We start from the raw sequence: 18,689 nt of genomic DNA, 5'->3' as shown, positions 1-18,689 counted from the left end.
TATAAGCCATTATTAAGTCCCCTATTTGCAGCACTATTTACACTAAAACTTGCCGTGTATTAGCGATGAAATGATGCACTTCGCGCTCAATTTTAGGATCAACTGGCTGCTCTGGAGCGCGATCATTTGGGCATGGCATCCTTGGAGTTGTGCCAAACAAACGACAAATTAATGGCCGTTCATCATATACAGTGCATCCCTTTGGACCTAAGTGTACACAATTAAATTCATTTAATGCCGCTTCGTGCTCTGCATCGCTTTTTACCGGTAATCGCGACATTTCTTCAGATGATGTTGTCACTGGACCGCAACAATCATGACAACCTTCAACACATTCAAACGATGGAATGTTAGCGCGTAATCGCAAGATTACTTTTTGGTTTTTATACATCAATTTTTACCTTTATTTAGCCAGTATTCATGCCGCACTAAAATTAATTAGCTATATAGGCTTTGCGGCACTTTTGTCACGTTCAGATGTACTGTGATCTCTTCTCTGTCATGATATAAATGCTTAGCTTGTAATTCATAGCTTATACCGTATTTATTAAGCTCTTCTTTGATCATCGTTAAGCACTCATACACACTGTCAAAGCGCTTTTTCATTGGCAGCTTTAAGTTAAAGATAAGTTCTTTCGCGTATGCGTTGACCGCCCAATCAATCATAAGACTGGTTACTTTGGTTGGTTTTTCTACCATATCGCATACTAACCAAGTAATATTTCTTTTCTCAGGGCGGTATTTAAAACCATCAACACGGAAGTGCTTAACTTGACCTGTTTGCATTAAATCATCATTCATTGGGCCGTTATCAATGGCGCTAACAAACATACCGCGACGCACTAGTTGATACGTCCAACCACCTGGGCAGGCACCTAAGTCAACACTGCGCATACCGGCTTGAACCCGCGCTTCACGATCTTTTTCCGCAATAAACACATTAAACGCTTCATCCAGTTTTAAGGTCGAGCGACTCGGTGCATCACTTGGCATTCTTAGTCGTAATATTCCCATAAAAAATGGGGAATTATTATAACTATATGAATGACCGACAAACGCGGTGTTATTAGTTAAAAACATGATGTGCATTACGGGGCGATTGGCTTTAGGTTCGCGTAACACGGTGTTTTGTTTCTCTAAAGCCTTTTTAAGTGGGGTAGAGATTTTTTTGCAGAAAGTTAACAACTCTTTGCCTTCATTGGTATCGGGGGTTTCTACCCGTAGCTCTGAGCAAAGTGGAAAATCGACCGCTGCTTTTACTATTTCGCCAACACGGTCTTCGACGGGCATGTTTTCAAGTAAAGTGCCGGCAAACCACTGACGGGCAAATACCATATTTTTGAAATCAACCTTTTTGATGATTTCATCACTATGCTGCGCTTCAAAACATTCGTAAATAACATAGCCGGTATTTGGCTTTGCTTTTACATACCCAGCAAAACCTTGCTCTGCGGCATGAAATGTTATTTCTGCAGCGGCATCATTTTCAAAACCACTACGGCAGTAAATCACTACACTTGACATAAAAACCCTTTAATTGCTCTTTTGAGCGATATTCTCTATTAAAATTTAAACCGTGCTACTTGCACTAATAAAATAGTCCAACCAATAATAAAACATAAACCACCAACGGGTGTGATGGGGCCAAGCCACTTATAACCGGTGATTGCTAATAAATATAAACTGCCACTAAACAACAAAATACCAGCAATAATAAACCAACCAGCCGATGTGAGGTTAATTCCCCATTTTATTAAAATGGCAATCGCAATTAACGCAAGGCCATGCACCATCTGATACTCTGCCGCAGTTTTAAATATGCCAATAGCATATTCAGAAACACGGCTTTTTAAACCATGAGCCGCAAAGGCGCCCAACACCACTGATAGCATGCAAAATAAACTGCCAGTCATTAAAAATAGTTTAATCATGATTTTTTTCCTGCTAAAGATGCCTTTAAATATGCTGTTTGATAAAACTAGCAGCGTGCTCAGCGGCAGTTTGCACATTACCTAACTCTGTAAAGCCACTGCGTTTGCGTGGTTTTAAGGAATGATCGCCATCAGCTAGCCACACAAACTCTGGGCGTTTATCCAGTTGTAGCTGTGTTAATTCGTCACGGGTACCAAATGTATCGCGCTCGCCTTGGAGCACCATAAACGGGCATGGTATTTTACCAAAATGATCAATGCGTAATTTATCAGGCTTGCCTGGTGGATGAAATGGATAGCCAAATGCCAATACGCCTGAAATTGGTGGCATTGTTACTCGCTCTTCACTGACAAGCATTGATGCCATCCGCCCGCCCATTGACTTGCCACCAATAAATAACGGTAAGCTTGGCTGTACAAAGGTTAATATATGTGCAAAGTATTGCAGTAATTTAGGCGCACGATCTGGCGGGCGACGCTTATTGTTTTGCTTGGCTATTTGCATATATTCAAAGTCAAATAAGCCTACATCAATACCTTTTTCTGCCAGCAAGCTTGCCATTTTCTGCATAAATTCTGAATCACTAGCGGCTCCAGCACCATGGGCAAAAATAAATTGTGCCAAAGCGGGTTGTTGGTCACTTTTAATCCACTCGATAGTCATATTAATACTCTTGCTCTTGTTCAACTAAACTCAGCATCCACTGCTTAAACGATACTATTTTGCCTAATTCAGATTGCGTTTCACGACTTACTAAATAGTACGCATTTTTACTTTCTAAACTGTGGTTAAACGGAATAACTAAACGTCCTGCATCAATATCAGGTTTAGCAAGCACACTGTTACCAATAGCAACGCCTTGACCATGCACAGCTGCTTGCAGCACCATTGATGAGTGACTGAATATTGGTCCTTGGTTTACTTGCACATTACGTACACCGGCGGTTTTCATCCACGTTTTCCAGTTCTTACGGGTGGTATCATGTAATAAAGTATGGTTTGCCAAATCACTTGGCTGATCCAGCGGCTTTGGCCCTGTTAATAGCATAGGGCTACACAAAGGCACTAGGTATTCTGTATGCAGTTTATGCGTTTGCACGCCACTCCAATGACCACGGCCATAATAAATAGCCACATCAACATCATCGGTGAGTGAGTTTTCGTCTTGATCTTGGGCTTTTATTCGTACATCTATCTCAGGGTGCAGTTCGTTAAATAAGCTCAAGCGTGGCACTAACCATTGAATAGCAAAGCTGGGCGTTAAACTCACGGTTAATGAGCCTTTTGCACCACGGGCTAATAGCTTTTCGGTAGCATCAATTAGCTGAGTAAATATTTCTTTAATATCTAAAAAGTAACCTTGGCCTTCTTCGGTGAGTAATAAAGAACGGTTTTTTCGCAAAAATAGTTTTAAGCCAAGATGCTCTTCTAAAGTTTTTATTTGATGACTTACCGCCGCCTGTGTGACGTATAACTCTTCAGCCGCTTTAGTAAAACTCAAATGGCGAGCAGCAGCTTCAAATGCTTTTAATGCGTTTAGTGGCGGAACACGTCGAGACATAGTGATCAAACTTAGAATTAGTTTTTCTTATGGATAAGATTATATACACATGCCAAGGAAGTGTATATTCAAGACATAAAAAAAGCGACTTTCGTCGCTTTTCTTATCACGCTTTGCGATTACAAGTCGCTGGCGCTGGTATCCAATGGGCCAAAGCTTTTAACTAAATCATCCACGGCTTTCATTTGACTTAAATAGCCTTCCAACTTACTTAATGCAAGTGCACATGGGCCATCACATTTAGCTTCATTAGGATTAGGATGCGCTTCAATAAATAAACCCGCTAACCCTAATGCCATGCCGCTGCGAGCAAGTTCTGCCGCTTGTGCACGACGACCATCGGCAGAATCACTGCGCCCACCTGGACGTTGTAAAGCATGAGTGGCATCAAAAATAACCGGAGCCATTGGTTTCATGTCATCCATACCCAGCATATCAACGACTAAGTTGTTATAACCAAAGCTTGAGCCACGCTCGCACAATACAACATTGTTATTACCCGCTTCATTAAATTTAGTAATGATGTGGCGCATTTCGTGCGGGGCTAAAAATTGTGGCTTTTTAACATTAATAATTGCGCCCGTTTTCGCCATTGCGACCACTAAATCTGTTTGGCGCGCCAAAAATGCTGGTAATTGGATCACATCAACCACTTCTGCCACAGGCGCTGCTTGATGCGGCTCATGGACGTCAGTGATCAAAGGAACATTAAACGTTTTTTTAATTTCTTCAAAAATCCTTAAGCCTTCTTCCATGCCAGGACCACGGTATGAATTAATTGATGAACGGTTTGCTTTATCAAATGACGCTTTAAACACATAAGGAATATTAAGCTTAGTGGTCACTTCTACATAATGCTCGGCGATACGCATTGCTAAATCACGAGACTCAAGTACATTCATGCCACCGAACAATACAAACGGTTTTTCGTTTGCCAGTTCAATATCATTAATTTTAATTAAATGGTTGTTCATTTTTATTCCTTAAGGTGCAACTGCTTGCATCATTAAACCACAAATATATGCCATATACGTGCCTACGCCATAGCCCAGAACGGCTAATAATACCCCAACTGGCGCAAGCGATGGGTGAAATGCCGAAGCAACCACAGGTGCCGATGCCGCACCGCCCACATTCGCTTGTGAGCCAACGGCCATATAAAATAGCGGCGCTTTAATTATTTTTGCCACAATTAACATTAAACTGGCGTGGGTAAGCATCCAAATTAAGCCAATGACGAAATACATAGGCGATTCAAATATAGCCGTAATATTCATATGAAGGCCAATTGATGCCACTAAAATATACAAAAAGCTGGAGGCTACTTTAGATGCGCCAAAGGCTTCAATATGACGTACTTTAGTAAACGACAATGCAATACCTATGGTCGTTGAAATAACAATTAACCAAAAGAACTTACTGTTTAAGCTATATTCTTGTGCCCATGGAAAGTTAGCGCCAAAGTAAGGTCCTAAAAAGTCTGCACAAAAATGCGCCAGACCGGTAATACCAAATGCAATTGCAATGATCAGCATATAATCATTGAGTGTTGGCAGACGTGCGTGCTCGGCTTGGTATTTTTCAACGCGATTTTTTAACTCTTCAATCGCGCTAGTATCCGCGCCTGTTTTCGCATCAATGGCTTTATGGTTGGCAGCCATTAACAGTAATACTGCCATCCATAAATTAGCGACAATCACATCTACCGTAACCATTGCTGAGAATATATCTCCGCCAACTTCAAACATTTCTTTCATCGATGCTTGGTTTGCACCACCACCAATCCAGCTTCCAGCAATCGTGGTCATGCCACGCCATACTGCATCAGGGCCATGACCACCGACTGCTTCTGGATACACTGCGCTCATGATCAAAATGGCCAACGGGCCGCCGATCACAATACCCGCAGTACCGGTTAAAAACATAATTAATGCTTTCGGACCAAGATTAATAATGGCACGTAAATCAATACTAATGGTCAGTAAAATTAAGCACGCCGGAAGCAAGTAACGTGATGCTACAAAGTACACATTAGATGAATGACCATCAACAATGCCAAAAGTATTCAATAGTGAAGGTAAAAAATAGCACAGTAATAATGCTGGGACATATTTGTAAAACTTTTTCAGTGCGCTATTTTGACTGTTCGATGTTTTAAAAATAAAGCCTAATATTACTGCTAATAAACCAAAGACAACCGCGTCATTGGTGATCAGGGCAGTATGGGCGTCAGCCATGTAAATTCCTTAAAAGTTAATGGTGAGTTTTGTGATTATCTTCAAGTTCTTCAAGTTGATGCTGAATAATATCAATTGCAGGATCATCTGGACACTCATCGATAAAAAATTGTAAGTCGTCACGTGCCATTTTCGGACAATCAAGCTGGTTAAGTAAATAGCCTCTGTCGCGTCTTTCGTACGGGTCATCGCCTATTAGCTCCATCAGCATCTCAACACAGCTCAAAGCATGACCAAATTTATTACTGCTAATAAAGGCCCACTTTTGTTGTGCTAGATAAAGCTTATACACTTCTTCGTCAAAAATGAGCTCAAGCGGCTCTTGCTCATCACCATTTTCTTCACTGGCGTTTTCAGGAATAATATACCAACTTTGTTGACCTGAACTCGGCTCAAGTAAATAACCTTCCTCATCGCTAATAGCAACATGGACATTTATTTCACTATTATTAATCGTTACATTTGCATCAAAACCTGCATGGTTCAGCAAATGGCATAATAAAATACCCAGTGTTGTTTCAGAACCACTGCGCATACTCAGCATATAGCTAAAGCTATTTAAGGTGTATTCTGGGACTTTTAAACTGGATACGCTAAATAACCACTGAGTAAAAAACATATCAACTAGCGCATCAAACCGTTCGTGAATATCAGGGTATTGTTGGCATAGTTCGGTGACTTGATTTTCAAAGTCGCTCAGTGTGGCAAAGCTATCACTTAAATCAGCTTGAGGATCCCACTTCGCTTCAGCGCTTATACAACGATACAACGCTTGGGGAACGAATGTGTCAAAAGCCTCATCTTGATAGGATTCATTTTGATCTTCAAACCAAGGGGTGGTCATTAATACGGCAACATCTTTAATAGAAAATGAATGACTAGTTTACCTATTTTTTTACACAGATACCAACGTAGCACGTTAGATTAACGTTCAAAGACTGTTTAGTGCAGCCTTTGAATACCTTTAGTTACAAAATAAACGCTGTTTTGGCAACCGCTAGCTTACCAATGAAGGCAATGACCACAGTCGTAACAACTAAAAACACAATTTTTATACTGGTTTTTTGCTGTTTACTGGCAATAATACCCAGTGCAATATACGCCACTACAAGAATAATCTTTTCAAGCAGCCAGGTTTGTTCTAGTGGATTAATTTTTGCAATAGCCATCAGCGCGAAGGCTGAAATAAGTAAAAACGTATCGGTTGCGTGACTACCAATAAATACCAATTTATTTTTAGCGATTGCACCACTGCCGAGGCGAGAAAATGAACGTAGATAAAATAGAACAATGCTTAAAACTGCAATTGCCATGTGTGTGTGTTTGACTGCTAAATAATCCATATGCCCCTAACTACTCATTAATGTTAAAAAAGAAATTGTACCAATGTTGTTAAACATGCCTATTCTAATGCGTTAAATAACTCACCAGTTCAATGCACTGGGTATTATTTTTTAATCTGGAAAACGCATTAAAATTTCTTCAAGCTCCGCTAGGTTGTCGTTAAATGCATCGACCAGTTTAGGCTCAAAGTGTTTGCCTTTTTGCTGATTGATTTCATTAACGACATCATCAAGCGTCCACGCTTCTTTGTAACAGCGTTTATGGCGCAGCGCATCATACACATCGGCAATCGCCACTATACGGCCAAAAATATGAATGTCTTCTCCTTGGATCCCTTGTGGGTAACCTGAACCATCCCATTTTTCATGGTGATCACGTGCAATTTGAGCACCTGCATTAACGATTTCACGACGAGAATCTTGTAAGATGAGGTAACCTTTTTGAGTGTGCGTTTTCATGATTTCCCACTCTTCGGAGGTCAATTTACCCGGCTTATTTAAAATAGCATCAGGAATACCCACTTTTCCAACATCATGAAGTGGCGACGCTAAACGAACTAAGTCAGCCTCACGTTTCGATAAACCATACGCCAGTGCTAAAGTATGACATATATGCGAAACCCGCTTAACATGATTGCCCGTTTCGGTTGAACGCTGCTCCAGAGCTTCGCTTAAACGAAGCACTAATTCTTGCTGAGTTGCTTCGACCTCGGATTGTAATTGCACATTCTCATACGCTAACTGTACATTTTGCGAAAATATTTCAATTAAATGGCGCTGTGTATCCGATAAGTCGTGTGGAATACCGGATATAAAAAGCATTGAATTATGATTGTGTTCGCTGCAACAGTATGCAAACAAATAATTGTCTTTATAAACAATGTTTTTATCTCTAAATGCTTGTTTACATGCTGATAGCTGCTCGGTATTCAATACCTCTTCAATTGCTTTACCTTCGCTGCGTTCAAAATCGCCTCGCCCAGAAAACACCACTAATTTATGCTGATTATCTTGTGGGTTACCTGCCACTAAACTGGTGGCGTACATTGCTTGATCAACAGTGCCGAGCAACGATGTTAATTGTTGCATCACCCCTTCAATAAAATGATCAAGTGAGTGCGCTGAAAAAATATCTCGAGATGCTTTAATGATTTTTTCAAGCCCTTGACGAGATTGTTCAATCGATAAAATATCGCGATAAGAACGTAAGCTCGACATCACTACAGTAAATAGTTTTTGTGCGGTAAGTTCAGTTTTTGATTTGTAGTCATTGATATCATAACTAACAATGACTTGGCGCTCTGGCGCTTGGCCGGGTTGACCAGTACGAAGGATAATACGGATATGATTATTTTTAGCGACTTCACGAATATATTGCGCGACTTTCAAACCTGCATCGTCGGTTTCCATCACCACATCAAGCAGTACAATTGCAGCATCGGGATTATTATCTATTTGTACTTTAGCCTCAGCCCCTGAGTATGCACTAATAAACTCTAAACGCTTGTCTTGAAACTCAAAATCACTCAATGCCAATTTCGTGACAGCATGAACCTCAGGCTCATCATCAACAATGATGACTTTCCATGTCCCCTTAACTACTTCACTTTCTACATCTTGTGGTTCATCCGAAAACAAAAAATCATCCATCATACTGAGTCCTCAAAGGCGTTTATTTTGCTCTCGCACTGTAATTGTTATAATTATCCCGGCCACTGTGCGAGCGTTACACGATCGTTATTTGCTAAATCTTTAACTGTAAGTATATTTGTATACGCCATTTGTGCAAAAAAACTATGCACTTTAGTACTTTGTTGATATCCATGCTCAATGACAAGGTAACCATTTGACGTTAAAAAATTGCGTGCTTGAGTAATAATATACTTTATATCAGCCATACCGTCATCATCGGCAACTAACGCAGAAAGTGGTTCAAAACGTACGTCACCTTGATTTAAGTGAATATCATCATATTCGATATACGGCGGATTACTAACTATTAGATCAAACTGTTGTGCTGTAACTTGGCTAAACCAATCACTTTGCACAAAGTCTACATTAATAAAGCCTAACCGCTGCTTATTTGTATTCGCAAGCGCTACAGCATCAGTAACCCTATCAACCCCTGTGATTTGCCAAAGTGGCATTTCGCTGGCAAGTGCAAGCGCAATTGCACCAGTCCCAGTGCCTAAATCAAGCACTTTAGCGGCCACAGGTAAAGGCAAACTGAGCGTATATTCAACCAGTGTTTCGGTATCTGGGCGAGGGATCAGCGTAGTGGGATTAACCTGCAGTGGCAAACTCCAAAATTCACGCGTGCCCGTTATATGAGCCACTGGCTCACCTGTTAAGCGACGTTGACAATAACTTTCAAATAGCTGTTGTTGTTGCGGTGTTAACTTTTGTTCTGGCCAGCTAAATAAGTAGCTACGTGGTTTTTGTAATACGTCGAGCAATAATACTTGAGCGTCTAATTTAGCACTATCGCTGCTACTTTGCAGCAGCAAAGTAGCACGCGAAACAGCACTTTCAATCGTGTCGGTCACGATTACTCATCACCCATAGCGGCTAGTAAATCAGCCTGATGCTCTTGCATTAGCGGCTCAATCACACAACCTAAGTCGCCGGCAACTACCTCATTTAAACGGTATAAAGTGAGATTGATACGGTGATCTGTAATACGTCCTTGCGGATAGTTATAAGTACGAATACGTTCCGAACGGTCACCGCTACCGACTAAGTTACGACGCTCTGATGCTTCAGCCGCGTGGCGTTTTTCATCTTCCGCTTGTTGTAAACGTGCAGCAAGCACTGACATCGCTTTCGCGCGATTTTTATGCTGTGAACGTTCATCTTGACACTCAACTACTACACCTGTTGGTAAGTGGGTAATACGAATTGCCGAGTCAGTTTTATTAACGTGCTGACCACCGGCACCTGAGGCACGGAACGTATCAACTTTAATATCAGCGGTATTAATTTGAATCGCTTCAGCTTCTGGCACTTCAGCCATTACCGCAACAGTACACGCAGAGGTATGTACTCGTCCTTGCGATTCAGTTTCTGGCACACGTTGTACCCGGTGAGCACCTGATTCAAACTTCAATTGCCCGTACACGCCTTCACCACTAATGTTAGCAATGACTTCTTTGTAACCACCGTGCTCACCTTCATTGGTGCTCACAATCTCTACTTTCCATTTTTTAGTTTCAGCATAACGGGTATACATACGGAATAAATCACCAGCAAAAATGGCCGCTTCATCGCCTCCCGTGCCGGCACGTACTTCTAAAAACACATTATTATTGTCGCGCGGATCTTTTGGTAGCATCAACACTTGTATTTGATCTTCGATAGCAAGGATTTGCGCTTTGGCTTCTTTGTATTCTTCTTGCGCCATCTCACGCATATCAGGATCCGAATCCTTTAGCATTTCTTCTGCTGTAGCAACATCATCTTGTGTTTGCTGATAGCCTAAAAATGCTTTAACAATTTCTTCCAACTCAGAATATTCTTTTGAAAGCGCACGAAAACGATTTTGGTCGCTAATAACTGACGGATCACTTAGCAGCGCTTGTACTTCTTCATAACGCTCTACTAAGGTTTCTAACTTACGATAAACGGACTCTTTCATGTAACTGCTATTCCTGATCAATACCTAACATTTTCTTTAATTGGCTTAACTGAGCAACTTCACCTTTTTTAGCCGCATCTTGAATTGCACGGGTAGGCGCGTGCATTAGGCGGTTGGTTAACTTGTTGGCCAGCTCTAAAATAATTTTTTCTGCGTCTTTACCAGTGTTTAATTGACTTATTGCCTTATCAACCAGCTCAGACTTAATATCGTGTACATCTTGGCGATAAGAGCGGATCAGATCGACAGAGTCGAGTGAACGCATCCACATCACAAATTCCGCACAGCGCTGGGTAATAATCACTTGCGCTTCATCGGCGGCTTGTTCTCTTGAAGCGATATTTTCGCTTACTATTGCCTGTAAGTCATCAACCGAATACAAATAGGCCGCATCTAATTCACCAACTTGGCTTTCAATATCGCGCGGTACTGCAATATCAATAAATAACATTGGCTTATTACGGCGTTGTTTTAGCGCTTGTTCAACTACCCCTTTACCAATAATTGGCAAAGTACTTGCTGTCGAACTGATCACTATATCCGCCTGATGTAAGCGTTCAGGTAACTGCGCTAACGCAATAACGTCGGCATTAACATCTTCTGCCAGAAGGCGTGCACGCTCTATGGTGCGATTCGCCACGGTGATCTGTTGTGGTTCATTTTGATATAAATGTTTCGCTACCAGCTCAATTGTTTCCCCGGCACCAATTAATAGCACTTTGGTTTTATCTAACTTGCCATATATATGTTTAGCTAAATTAACCGCAGCATAAGCAACAGACACCGCACTGGCGCCTATATCGGTTTCCGTTCTTACTTGTTTTGCTACCGAAAAGGTTTTTTGAAATAACCGGTCAAATACCACACTCACCGAATTGTGATTTTTGGCGCTATTATAAGCTTGCTTTATTTGACCAAGAATTTGCGGTTCACCTAGCACCAAAGAATCTAGGCCACATGACACACGCATTAAATGATTGATAGCATCATTATCTTGATGACAATATACATTACTGCTCAGTTCGTATTCATCCAAACCGTGGAAACTAGCTAACCATTGCAACAGTATTTGGGAATTTTGCTGAGCGAGGCTACAATAGATTTCTGTTCGGTTACATGTGGACACAATAACCGCTTCATTAAACTGATCGTGATCGCTCAGTTGCTGTAATGCTTCTGACAATTGCTCAGGCGAAAAGGCAACCTTTTCGCGTAATTCTACAGATGCGGTTTTATGATTAATACCAAGTGCTACTATGGTCATATGTGCCAAATATTGCTAAGCCGTGCTCGAAAGACGATAATTTTACCAAAAATCAGCGGAATATGGAAAGTAAGGAACGACATTTGATTCGACTATATTTGATTTTACTCATATTTTTTTTATTTTTAAGTGGTTGTGCGCAGCAAATTAGCCCTCAAACAGCTCTTTATGACGATTGGAAGTCGCAATTATCACAACAAACCAATTGGCAAGTTGAAGGAAAACTGGCTTTTATTAGTCCAGATGAACGCCAATCAGCAAACTTAAATTGGCAACAACAAGAACAGTTAAACCAACTTATTCTAACGAGTTTTATCGGTACCCGTGTTTTAGCATTAACACAAAATACTAACGGCGCTGAACTTGAATACGATGATCACATTTACCATGATATTAATGCATCGCGCCTGCTTGCTAGGCTCACTGGTTTTAATATACCGATGGACAGCGCCGATCATTGGTTAAAAGGCACTGTTGACGATCCAAGTTTGCAAGTTGATGCACTAGGCCGAGCAAAAAATGTAACTTGGCACGCACCCGATGGCGATCAATGGCAAATAAGCTACGCTGATTACCAACAATACGCCGGATTTTGGTTACCTAAAAAGCTCACGTTAAAACACCAAGATATTAAAATAAAAATTCAACTTTACGAGTGGCACTTTAACTAACATGACTACGCACACTATGACTTCATTTTCGTTATTGGCTCCTGCCAAGCTCAATTTATTTTTACACATTAATGGCCGTCGTGAAGATGGCTATCATGAACTGGAAACCTTATTTACTTTTTTAAATTATGGCGATCAACTCACATTTACTTTGACTGAAACAACTGAAATTGAAGTCACTGGTGACACCACCGATATCCCCCTAAAAGATAATTTGATCTATAAAGCGGCCGTTTTATTACAAAAACACACAAATTCCCTTTTTGGCGCAAAAATAAATTTAACTAAAATATTACCAATGGGAGGCGGCGTTGGTGGTGGTTCTTCAGATGCGGCCAGCACACTTTTAGCGCTTAATAAATTATGGCAATGCCAGTTATCACTGTCTGAATTAGCAGCGCTTGGCGTGCAGTTAGGCGCAGATGTGCCGGTGTTCATTAACGGCAAAAGCGCCCTAGCTCAAGGCATTGGCGAGAAGTTAGTGAATGTAGAGCTGCCGTCAAAATGGTATTGTGTAGTGCATCCAAGTGAACATGTCAGCACCGCGAAAATTTTTACTCACCCAGATTTAAAACGCAATACACCGAAGCTAAAAGGCCACTGGCAGCAACAAACATTAGCCAACGATTGCGAGCCTTTAGTTAAAAAGCTCTGCCCTGAGGTTGAAAAGACCCTCCAGTGGTTGCTAAAATACGCTCCGTCGAAGATGACTGGCACAGGTTCATGCTGTTTTGTTGAATTTGCCACGCAAAAAGAAGCGCAACATGTTCTTGAAAATCTCCCCCATAACTGGGACGGTTTTATTGCCAGCAGCGTTAATATCTCTCCTGCTCATACGCAGTTGGACGCTATACATTGAAGCAATGAAGTAACGTACAAGTAAATAAAGTTTAAGTTAATAAGCTATACTTTTTTTATCGCTTATTAGTCCAAAAATTCAGTGCCTGAGGAACCCTACCGTGCCTGACATGAAGCTCTTCGCTGGTAACGCAACACCTGAGTTAGCTCAAAAAGTTGCAAAACGTTTATATATTGAAGTTGGCGATGCTGTTGTTGGCCGTTTTAGCGACGGTGAGATCAGTGTTCAAATTAATGAAAATGTTCGTGGCTCGGATGTTTTTATTGTGCAATCAACCTGTGCCCCTACTAACGATAACTTGATGGAGCTTATTGTAATGGTTGATGCCTTACGTCGTGCATCTGCAGGTCGTATAACAGCCGTCATTCCTTATTTTGGTTATGCACGTCAAGATCGCCGCGTGCGCTCTGCTCGCGTACCAATCACAGCAAAAGTTGTTGCTGATTTCTTATCAAGTGTAGGTGTTGACCGAGTTCTAACGGTTGATTTACACGCTGAGCAAATCCAAGGCTTCTTTGATGTACCAGTTGATAATGTGTTCGGTAGCCCAGTGCTACTTGAAGATATGAAAGAGCGTCAATTTGATGATGTTGTTGTTGTATCACCTGATATCGGCGGTGTAGTTCGTGCCCGTGCTATTGCTAAGTTATTAAACGATACCGATCTTGCCATTATTGATAAGCGTCGCCCACAAGCGAATGTTTCTCAAGTAATGCACATTATTGGTGACGTTGAAGGCCGTGACTGTATCATCGTTGATGATATGATCGATACTGGCGGTACCTTATGTAAAGCAGCTGAAGCACTTAAAGAACACGGTGCTAAGCGAGTATTCGCTTACGCTACTCACCCTGTACTTTCTGGCCAAGCATTAGAAAACATTCGTAACTCAGTAATTGATGAAGTGATTGTAACTGACTCAATTCCACTGTCTGCTGAATTAAAAGCAATTGATAAAATTAAAGTGTTAACACTTGCAGACATGCTAGCTGAAACAATTCGCCGTATCAGCAATGAAGAATCTATTTCAGCGATGTTCGAACACTAAACTTGGTTTAGTTAAAATATCCTGATGTAATAAAGCGCCTCGTTGGCGCTTTTTTTATGTATCGTGTTTCTTTTAATTAGTCGCGGTGGTATGATAGCGCGCCTTTTGGCTAGGGACCTTGGTCGCAAAGGCCCTACACTATTTAATTATTGGAGACATCATGTCTAACGAAACATATACATTTAATGCAGAATTACGCACAGCTACGGGTACAGGTGCGAGCCGCCGCCTACGTCGTGAAGATAAAATCCCTGCGATCCTTTACGGTGCTGACAAAGAAGCTGCATCACTTACTTTTGAACACAAAGATATTATCAAAGCACAAGAAAGTGAAGGTTTTTACACTCACATCCTTACTCTTGATATCGCTGGTGAAAAAGTTGAAGCTATCCTTAAAGATATCCAACGTCACCCGTTCAAGCCTAAAATCACTCACCTTGATTTCCAACGTGTAGATGCTACTCACAAACTTAACACTAAAGTACCAGTTCACTTCATCGGTGAAGAAGCGGTAACTAAAGCGGGTAACACTGTAGTTCACCAATTAACAGAAATCGAAATCACGTGTCTTCCTAAGTCACTTCCTGAATTCGTAGAAGTTGACGTAGCTGGCCTAGTTGCTGGTGACTCAATACACATCTCTGACGTTAAACTTCCAGCAGGTGTTTCATCTGTTGATTTAGCGAAAGGTGCTGATCACGACCAGTCTATCGTAACTATCAAAGCTAACAAAGCTGCGCCAGTTGAAGACGAAGCTGCAGAATAAATTTTAAGGTTTGCACCTTGAATTCTATTCAAATGCTTGTGGGCCTGGCTAATCCAGGCCCCGAATACGCAAACACACGCCACAATGCAGGTGCTTGGTTCATCGAGCAACTCGCTGCACGCTACAACTGTACGCTAAAACACGATCCTAAGTATCACGGCCTTACCGGCAAAGTGATCATCCAAGGTCAAGAATTCAAATTACTGATCCCTACTACTTATATGAATTTAAGTGGTAAAGCTGTCGGTAGTTTAGCCAACTTTTTCAAAATTCCTGTTGAGAGCATCCTAGTTGCCCATGACGAAATGGATTTAGAACCCGGTGTTGCCAAATTAAAAAAAGGTGGCGGACACGGTGGCCATAATGGTTTAAAAGACATTATTGCAAAGATGGCAAATCAAAAAGATTTCATGCGTTTGCGCGTTGGCATAGGTCATCCAGGACACCGTGAAATGGTGACCGGATGGGTGCTTGGAAAAGCAGCCAAAGAAGACCAAGAGAAAATGGATGCCGCAGTAGATGAAGCAGTTCGTTGTATGGAAATACTTGCAAAAGACGGTGTGTTAAAAGCACAAAACAGACTACATTCGTTTAAGCCATAATTGGTTAAGCGGATCTAAACAAGGTATCTTAACTATGGGTTTCAAATGTGGCATCGTCGGTTTGCCTAATGTTGGTAAATCAACACTTTTCAATGCATTAACCAAAGCGGGTATTGAAGCCGCTAACTTTCCTTTTTGTACCATCGAGCCAAATACGGGCGTGGTACCGGTGCCAGATCCTCGTCTAGACGAACTTGCAAAGATTGTAAAACCACAACGTATTCTTACCACGAGTATGGAATTTGTGGATATTGCAGGTCTTGTAAAAGGCGCATCGAAAGGGGAAGGTCTTGGTAACCAGTTTTTAGCTAACATTCGTGAAACCGATGCAATTGGCCACGTAGTACGCTGCTTTGAAGATGACAACATCATTCACGTTGCAGGTACCATTGATCCTGCTGATGATATTGATGTGATCAACACCGAGTTAGTACTTGCTGATATGGATAGCGCTGAAAAAGCCCTTTTCCGTAACGCGAAAAAAGCCAAAGGTGGCGATAAAGACGCAAAAGAACAAAATGCCGTACTTGAAAAAGTAAAAGTACACCTTGATGAAGGCTTAACTTTACGTTCTTTAGCATTAACTAAAGAAGAAAAAGCGGCTATTAGCTCTGTTAACTTCTTAACAATCAAACCAACTATGTATATTGCTAACGTAGCTGAAGATGGTTTTGAAAATAACCCATATCTTGACCGTGTACGCGAAATTGCTGCTGCTGAAGATGCTGTTGTTGTGCCTGTATGCGCCGCGATTGAATCTGAGCTTTCGGAATTAGATGAAGAAGATAAACTTGAGTTTATGGCCGATCTTGGTCTGGATGAGCCAGGTTTGAATCTAGTGATCCGTGGTGGTTATGAGTTACTTCATTTACAAACCTACTTTACTGCAGGTGTAAAAGAAGTACGTGCATGGACAATCCCAGTAGGTGCAACTGCGCCACAAGCTGCAGGTAAAATCCACACTGACTTTGAGCGTGGCTTTATCCGTGCACAGACCATCGCTTTTGATGACTACATCGCCTATAAAGGTGAAAGTGGTGCAAAAGAAGCAGGTAAGATGCGCCAAGAAGGCAAAGAATACATAGTTAAAGATGGCGATGTAATGAACTTCTTGTTCAATGTTTAACACCATCCCAGTGTGACCTATCACCTTTAGTGATTTTTAAAGGCTCGTTTTTACGAGCCTTTTTTATTTTTGCACTATCATTAAATATCAGCTGTTGTGAATAAGTCACAATAAAGCAGTTAAAAAAACACCATTTTTATTAAAATTTAGCCTGTTAGCCTATTTTTCCCGCAAACAAACCAAGATACGTGTTTTTTTGCAAAAAAGGTGTTGACGGATTTGGGTCATATCAGCATAATACGCCCCGCACTCAGCGATGAAGTGCTAACAAAAAAGATGGCTAAGTAGCTCAGCTGGTTAGAGCACATCACTCATAATGATGGGGTCACAGGTTCAAATCCCGTCTTAGCCACCATTATTTTTTGTTGCTCAATGAAGAGTTTAAAATAACTACCTAGTGTTTTATTACACAACGTATGCGGGAGTGGCGGAATTGGTAGACGCGCTGGATTTAGGTTCCAGTATCTTAGGATGTGAGAGTTCAAGTCTCTCCTTCCGCACCATGTTCTTGATAAGAATTAAAATTATCAATTGTTATTGTTGGGATATCGCCAAGCGGTAAGGCACCAGGTTTTGATCCTGGCATTCCCAGGTTCAAATCCTGGTATCCCAGCCAACAATGGCTAAGTAGCTCAGCTGGTTAGAGCACATCACTCATAATGATGGGGTCACAGGTTCAAATCCCGTCTTAGCCACCATTTCTTTTTTAGAAGTGGCTCTGCAAGAGTTAAATTGCAACTCAATGAAGAGTTTAAAATAACTACCATTTCTTTGATTAATTCAAAGTGATAATGCGGGAGTGGCGGAATTGGTAGACGCGCTGGATTTAGGTTCCAGTATCTTAGGATGTGAGAGTTCAAGTCTCTCCTTCCGCACCATGTTCTTGATAAGAACTAAAACTATCAATTGATTCTTTGTTGGGATATCGCCAAGCGGTAAGGCACCAGGTTTTGATCCTGGCATTCCCAGGTTCAAATCCTGGTATCCCAGCCAACTTCTTCTACCAAAGAGTGTTGTTAAAGAATAACTCTAGCTACGAGTATAAACAGCAAAAACGTATATAATTATACGGACTATGCGGGAGTGGCGGAATTGGTAGACGCGCTGGATTTAGGTTCCAGTATCTTAGGATGTGAGAGTTCAAGTCTCTCCTTCCGCACCATTTTCTTGATAAGAATTAAAACTATCAACTGTTTCTTTGTTGGGATATCGCCAAGCGGTAAGGCACCAGGTTTTGATCCTGGCATTCCCAGGTTCAAATCCTGGTATCCCAGCCAACATTCTTCTACCAAAGAATGTTGTTAAAGAATAACTCTAGCTACGAGTATAAACAGCAAAAACGTATATAATTATACAGACTATGCGAGAGTGGCGGAATTGGCAGTTGTCTTGAATTAGACGCTGGATTTAGGTTCCAATACATTAATACTGTATATGATCGATGCGGGAGTGGCGGAATTGGTAGACGCGCTGGATTTAGGTTCCAGTATCTTAGGATGTGAGAGTTCAAGTCTCTCCTTCCGCACCATGTTCTTACCTAGAACTAAAACTAATAAAATTTAAAGTTGGGATATCGCCAAGCGGTAAGGCACCAGGTTTTGATCCTGGCATTCCCAGGTTCAAATCCTGGTATCCCAGCCAACTTT

Annotated in this window: 19 protein-coding genes and 10 tRNA genes; 16 read left to right on the top strand and 13 right to left on the bottom strand. The window is 41.3% G+C overall.

Features of this window, described 5'->3' with window-relative positions; translation table 11 throughout:
• Window positions 1-37: 37 nt before the first annotated feature.
• The 13 genes from H5201_RS11370 to hemA form a co-directional block, all read right to left on the bottom strand.
• Window positions 38-391, bottom strand: a complete 354-nt coding sequence (locus H5201_RS11370; RefSeq protein WP_145240659.1) for a YkgJ family cysteine cluster protein — start codon at window positions 389-391, stop codon at window positions 38-40.
• Between the two features lie 47 nt (window positions 392-438).
• Window positions 439-1,524 (bottom strand): 23S rRNA (cytidine(2498)-2'-O)-methyltransferase RlmM, encoded by a 1,086-nt coding sequence (rlmM, locus tag H5201_RS11365; RefSeq protein WP_182740340.1) that lies wholly within the window; start codon window positions 1,522-1,524, stop codon window positions 439-441.
• Window positions 1,525-1,562: 38 nt separating this feature from the next.
• On the bottom strand, window positions 1,563-1,931 hold the full coding sequence (locus tag H5201_RS11360; protein ID WP_182768075.1) for a DUF423 domain-containing protein: 369 nt from the start codon (window positions 1,929-1,931) through the stop codon (window positions 1,563-1,565).
• Between the two features lie 25 nt (window positions 1,932-1,956).
• A complete protein-coding gene (locus H5201_RS11355; RefSeq protein ID WP_182784626.1) occupies window positions 1,957-2,595 on the bottom strand; it encodes an alpha/beta family hydrolase in 639 nt (212 codons plus the stop codon).
• Window position 2,596: 1 nt separating this feature from the next.
• Entirely contained in the window at window positions 2,597-3,493 is an 897-nt protein-coding gene (locus H5201_RS11350) for a transcriptional regulator GcvA (RefSeq protein WP_145240653.1), read from the bottom strand.
• 119 nt (window positions 3,494-3,612) lie between these two features.
• Complete coding sequence (gene kdsA, locus H5201_RS11345) at window positions 3,613-4,467, bottom strand: 3-deoxy-8-phosphooctulonate synthase (protein ID WP_145240651.1); 855 nt, start codon at window positions 4,465-4,467, stop codon at window positions 3,613-3,615.
• A gap of 9 nt (window positions 4,468-4,476) precedes the next feature.
• Complete coding sequence (locus tag H5201_RS11340; RefSeq protein ID WP_145240649.1) at window positions 4,477-5,730, bottom strand: DUF819 domain-containing protein; 1,254 nt, start codon at window positions 5,728-5,730, stop codon at window positions 4,477-4,479.
• 16 nt (window positions 5,731-5,746) lie between these two features.
• Window positions 5,747-6,574: a tetratricopeptide repeat protein gene (locus tag H5201_RS11335; protein ID WP_145240647.1), complete on the bottom strand. Its 828-nt coding sequence runs from the start codon at window positions 6,572-6,574 to the stop codon at window positions 5,747-5,749.
• A 124-nt stretch (window positions 6,575-6,698) separates the two neighbouring features.
• Window positions 6,699-7,073, bottom strand: a complete 375-nt coding sequence (locus H5201_RS11330; protein ID WP_182740343.1) for a SirB2 family protein — start codon at window positions 7,071-7,073, stop codon at window positions 6,699-6,701.
• Window positions 7,074-7,184: 111 nt separating this feature from the next.
• Window positions 7,185-8,726, bottom strand: coding sequence for a response regulator (locus H5201_RS11325; RefSeq protein ID WP_182768073.1), 1,542 nt, complete (start codon window positions 8,724-8,726; stop codon window positions 7,185-7,187).
• A 50-nt stretch (window positions 8,727-8,776) separates the two neighbouring features.
• Complete coding sequence (gene prmC / locus H5201_RS11320; protein ID WP_182719177.1) at window positions 8,777-9,619, bottom strand: peptide chain release factor N(5)-glutamine methyltransferase; 843 nt, start codon at window positions 9,617-9,619, stop codon at window positions 8,777-8,779.
• Between the two features lie 2 nt (window positions 9,620-9,621).
• Window positions 9,622-10,707: a peptide chain release factor 1 gene (prfA, locus tag H5201_RS11315; RefSeq protein WP_145240641.1), complete on the bottom strand. Its 1,086-nt coding sequence runs from the start codon at window positions 10,705-10,707 to the stop codon at window positions 9,622-9,624.
• 7 nt (window positions 10,708-10,714) lie between these two features.
• Window positions 10,715-11,971, bottom strand: coding sequence for a glutamyl-tRNA reductase (gene hemA / locus H5201_RS11310; RefSeq protein WP_182719176.1), 1,257 nt, complete (start codon window positions 11,969-11,971; stop codon window positions 10,715-10,717).
• Between the two features lie 83 nt (window positions 11,972-12,054).
• Between hemA and lolB the strand changes: the two genes are divergently transcribed.
• The 16 genes from lolB to H5201_RS11230 all read left to right on the top strand — a co-directional run bounded on the left by lolB (window position 12,055) and on the right by H5201_RS11230 (window position 18,684).
• The gene (lolB, locus tag H5201_RS11305; RefSeq protein WP_182768072.1) at window positions 12,055-12,642 is read left to right on the top strand and encodes a lipoprotein insertase outer membrane protein LolB; all 588 of its coding nucleotides are present in this window, start codon (window positions 12,055-12,057) and stop codon (window positions 12,640-12,642) included.
• Window position 12,643: 1 nt separating this feature from the next.
• A complete protein-coding gene (ispE, locus tag H5201_RS11300) occupies window positions 12,644-13,501 on the top strand; it encodes a 4-(cytidine 5'-diphospho)-2-C-methyl-D-erythritol kinase (protein ID WP_257325560.1) in 858 nt (285 codons plus the stop codon).
• Window positions 13,502-13,601: 100 nt separating this feature from the next.
• The gene (locus tag H5201_RS11295; RefSeq protein ID WP_145240635.1) at window positions 13,602-14,549 is read left to right on the top strand and encodes a ribose-phosphate pyrophosphokinase; all 948 of its coding nucleotides are present in this window, start codon (window positions 13,602-13,604) and stop codon (window positions 14,547-14,549) included.
• A gap of 160 nt (window positions 14,550-14,709) precedes the next feature.
• A complete protein-coding gene (locus tag H5201_RS11290; protein ID WP_145240633.1) occupies window positions 14,710-15,315 on the top strand; it encodes a 50S ribosomal protein L25/general stress protein Ctc in 606 nt (201 codons plus the stop codon).
• 17 nt (window positions 15,316-15,332) lie between these two features.
• Complete coding sequence (pth, locus tag H5201_RS11285) at window positions 15,333-15,917, top strand: aminoacyl-tRNA hydrolase (protein WP_145240631.1); 585 nt, start codon at window positions 15,333-15,335, stop codon at window positions 15,915-15,917.
• A 34-nt stretch (window positions 15,918-15,951) separates the two neighbouring features.
• Window positions 15,952-17,043: a redox-regulated ATPase YchF gene (ychF, locus tag H5201_RS11280; protein ID WP_145240629.1), complete on the top strand. Its 1,092-nt coding sequence runs from the start codon at window positions 15,952-15,954 to the stop codon at window positions 17,041-17,043.
• 278 nt (window positions 17,044-17,321) lie between these two features.
• Window positions 17,322-17,398, top strand: a tRNA-Met gene (locus tag H5201_RS11275).
• Window positions 17,399-17,461: 63 nt separating this feature from the next.
• Window positions 17,462-17,546, top strand: a tRNA-Leu gene (locus H5201_RS11270).
• 38 nt (window positions 17,547-17,584) lie between these two features.
• A tRNA-Gln gene (locus H5201_RS11265) sits at window positions 17,585-17,659 on the top strand.
• 5 nt (window positions 17,660-17,664) lie between these two features.
• Window positions 17,665-17,741 (top strand) — tRNA-Met (locus H5201_RS11260).
• Between the two features lie 95 nt (window positions 17,742-17,836).
• Window positions 17,837-17,921 (top strand) — tRNA-Leu (locus H5201_RS11255).
• 40 nt (window positions 17,922-17,961) lie between these two features.
• A tRNA-Gln gene (locus H5201_RS11250) sits at window positions 17,962-18,036 on the top strand.
• An 84-nt stretch (window positions 18,037-18,120) separates the two neighbouring features.
• A tRNA-Leu gene (locus H5201_RS11245) sits at window positions 18,121-18,205 on the top strand.
• Between the two features lie 40 nt (window positions 18,206-18,245).
• Window positions 18,246-18,320 (top strand) — tRNA-Gln (locus tag H5201_RS11240).
• A gap of 166 nt (window positions 18,321-18,486) precedes the next feature.
• Window positions 18,487-18,571: transfer RNA gene (locus H5201_RS11235), tRNA-Leu, on the top strand.
• A 38-nt stretch (window positions 18,572-18,609) separates the two neighbouring features.
• Window positions 18,610-18,684 (top strand) — tRNA-Gln (locus H5201_RS11230).
• Window positions 18,685-18,689 lie beyond the last annotated feature (5 nt).

Source organism: Pseudoalteromonas sp. SG43-6, from assembly GCF_014164365.1.
Classification (GTDB): Bacteria; Pseudomonadota; Gammaproteobacteria; order Enterobacterales; family Alteromonadaceae; genus Pseudoalteromonas; species Pseudoalteromonas rhizosphaerae.
This window is presented reverse-complemented; position numbering and strand designations above follow the sequence as displayed.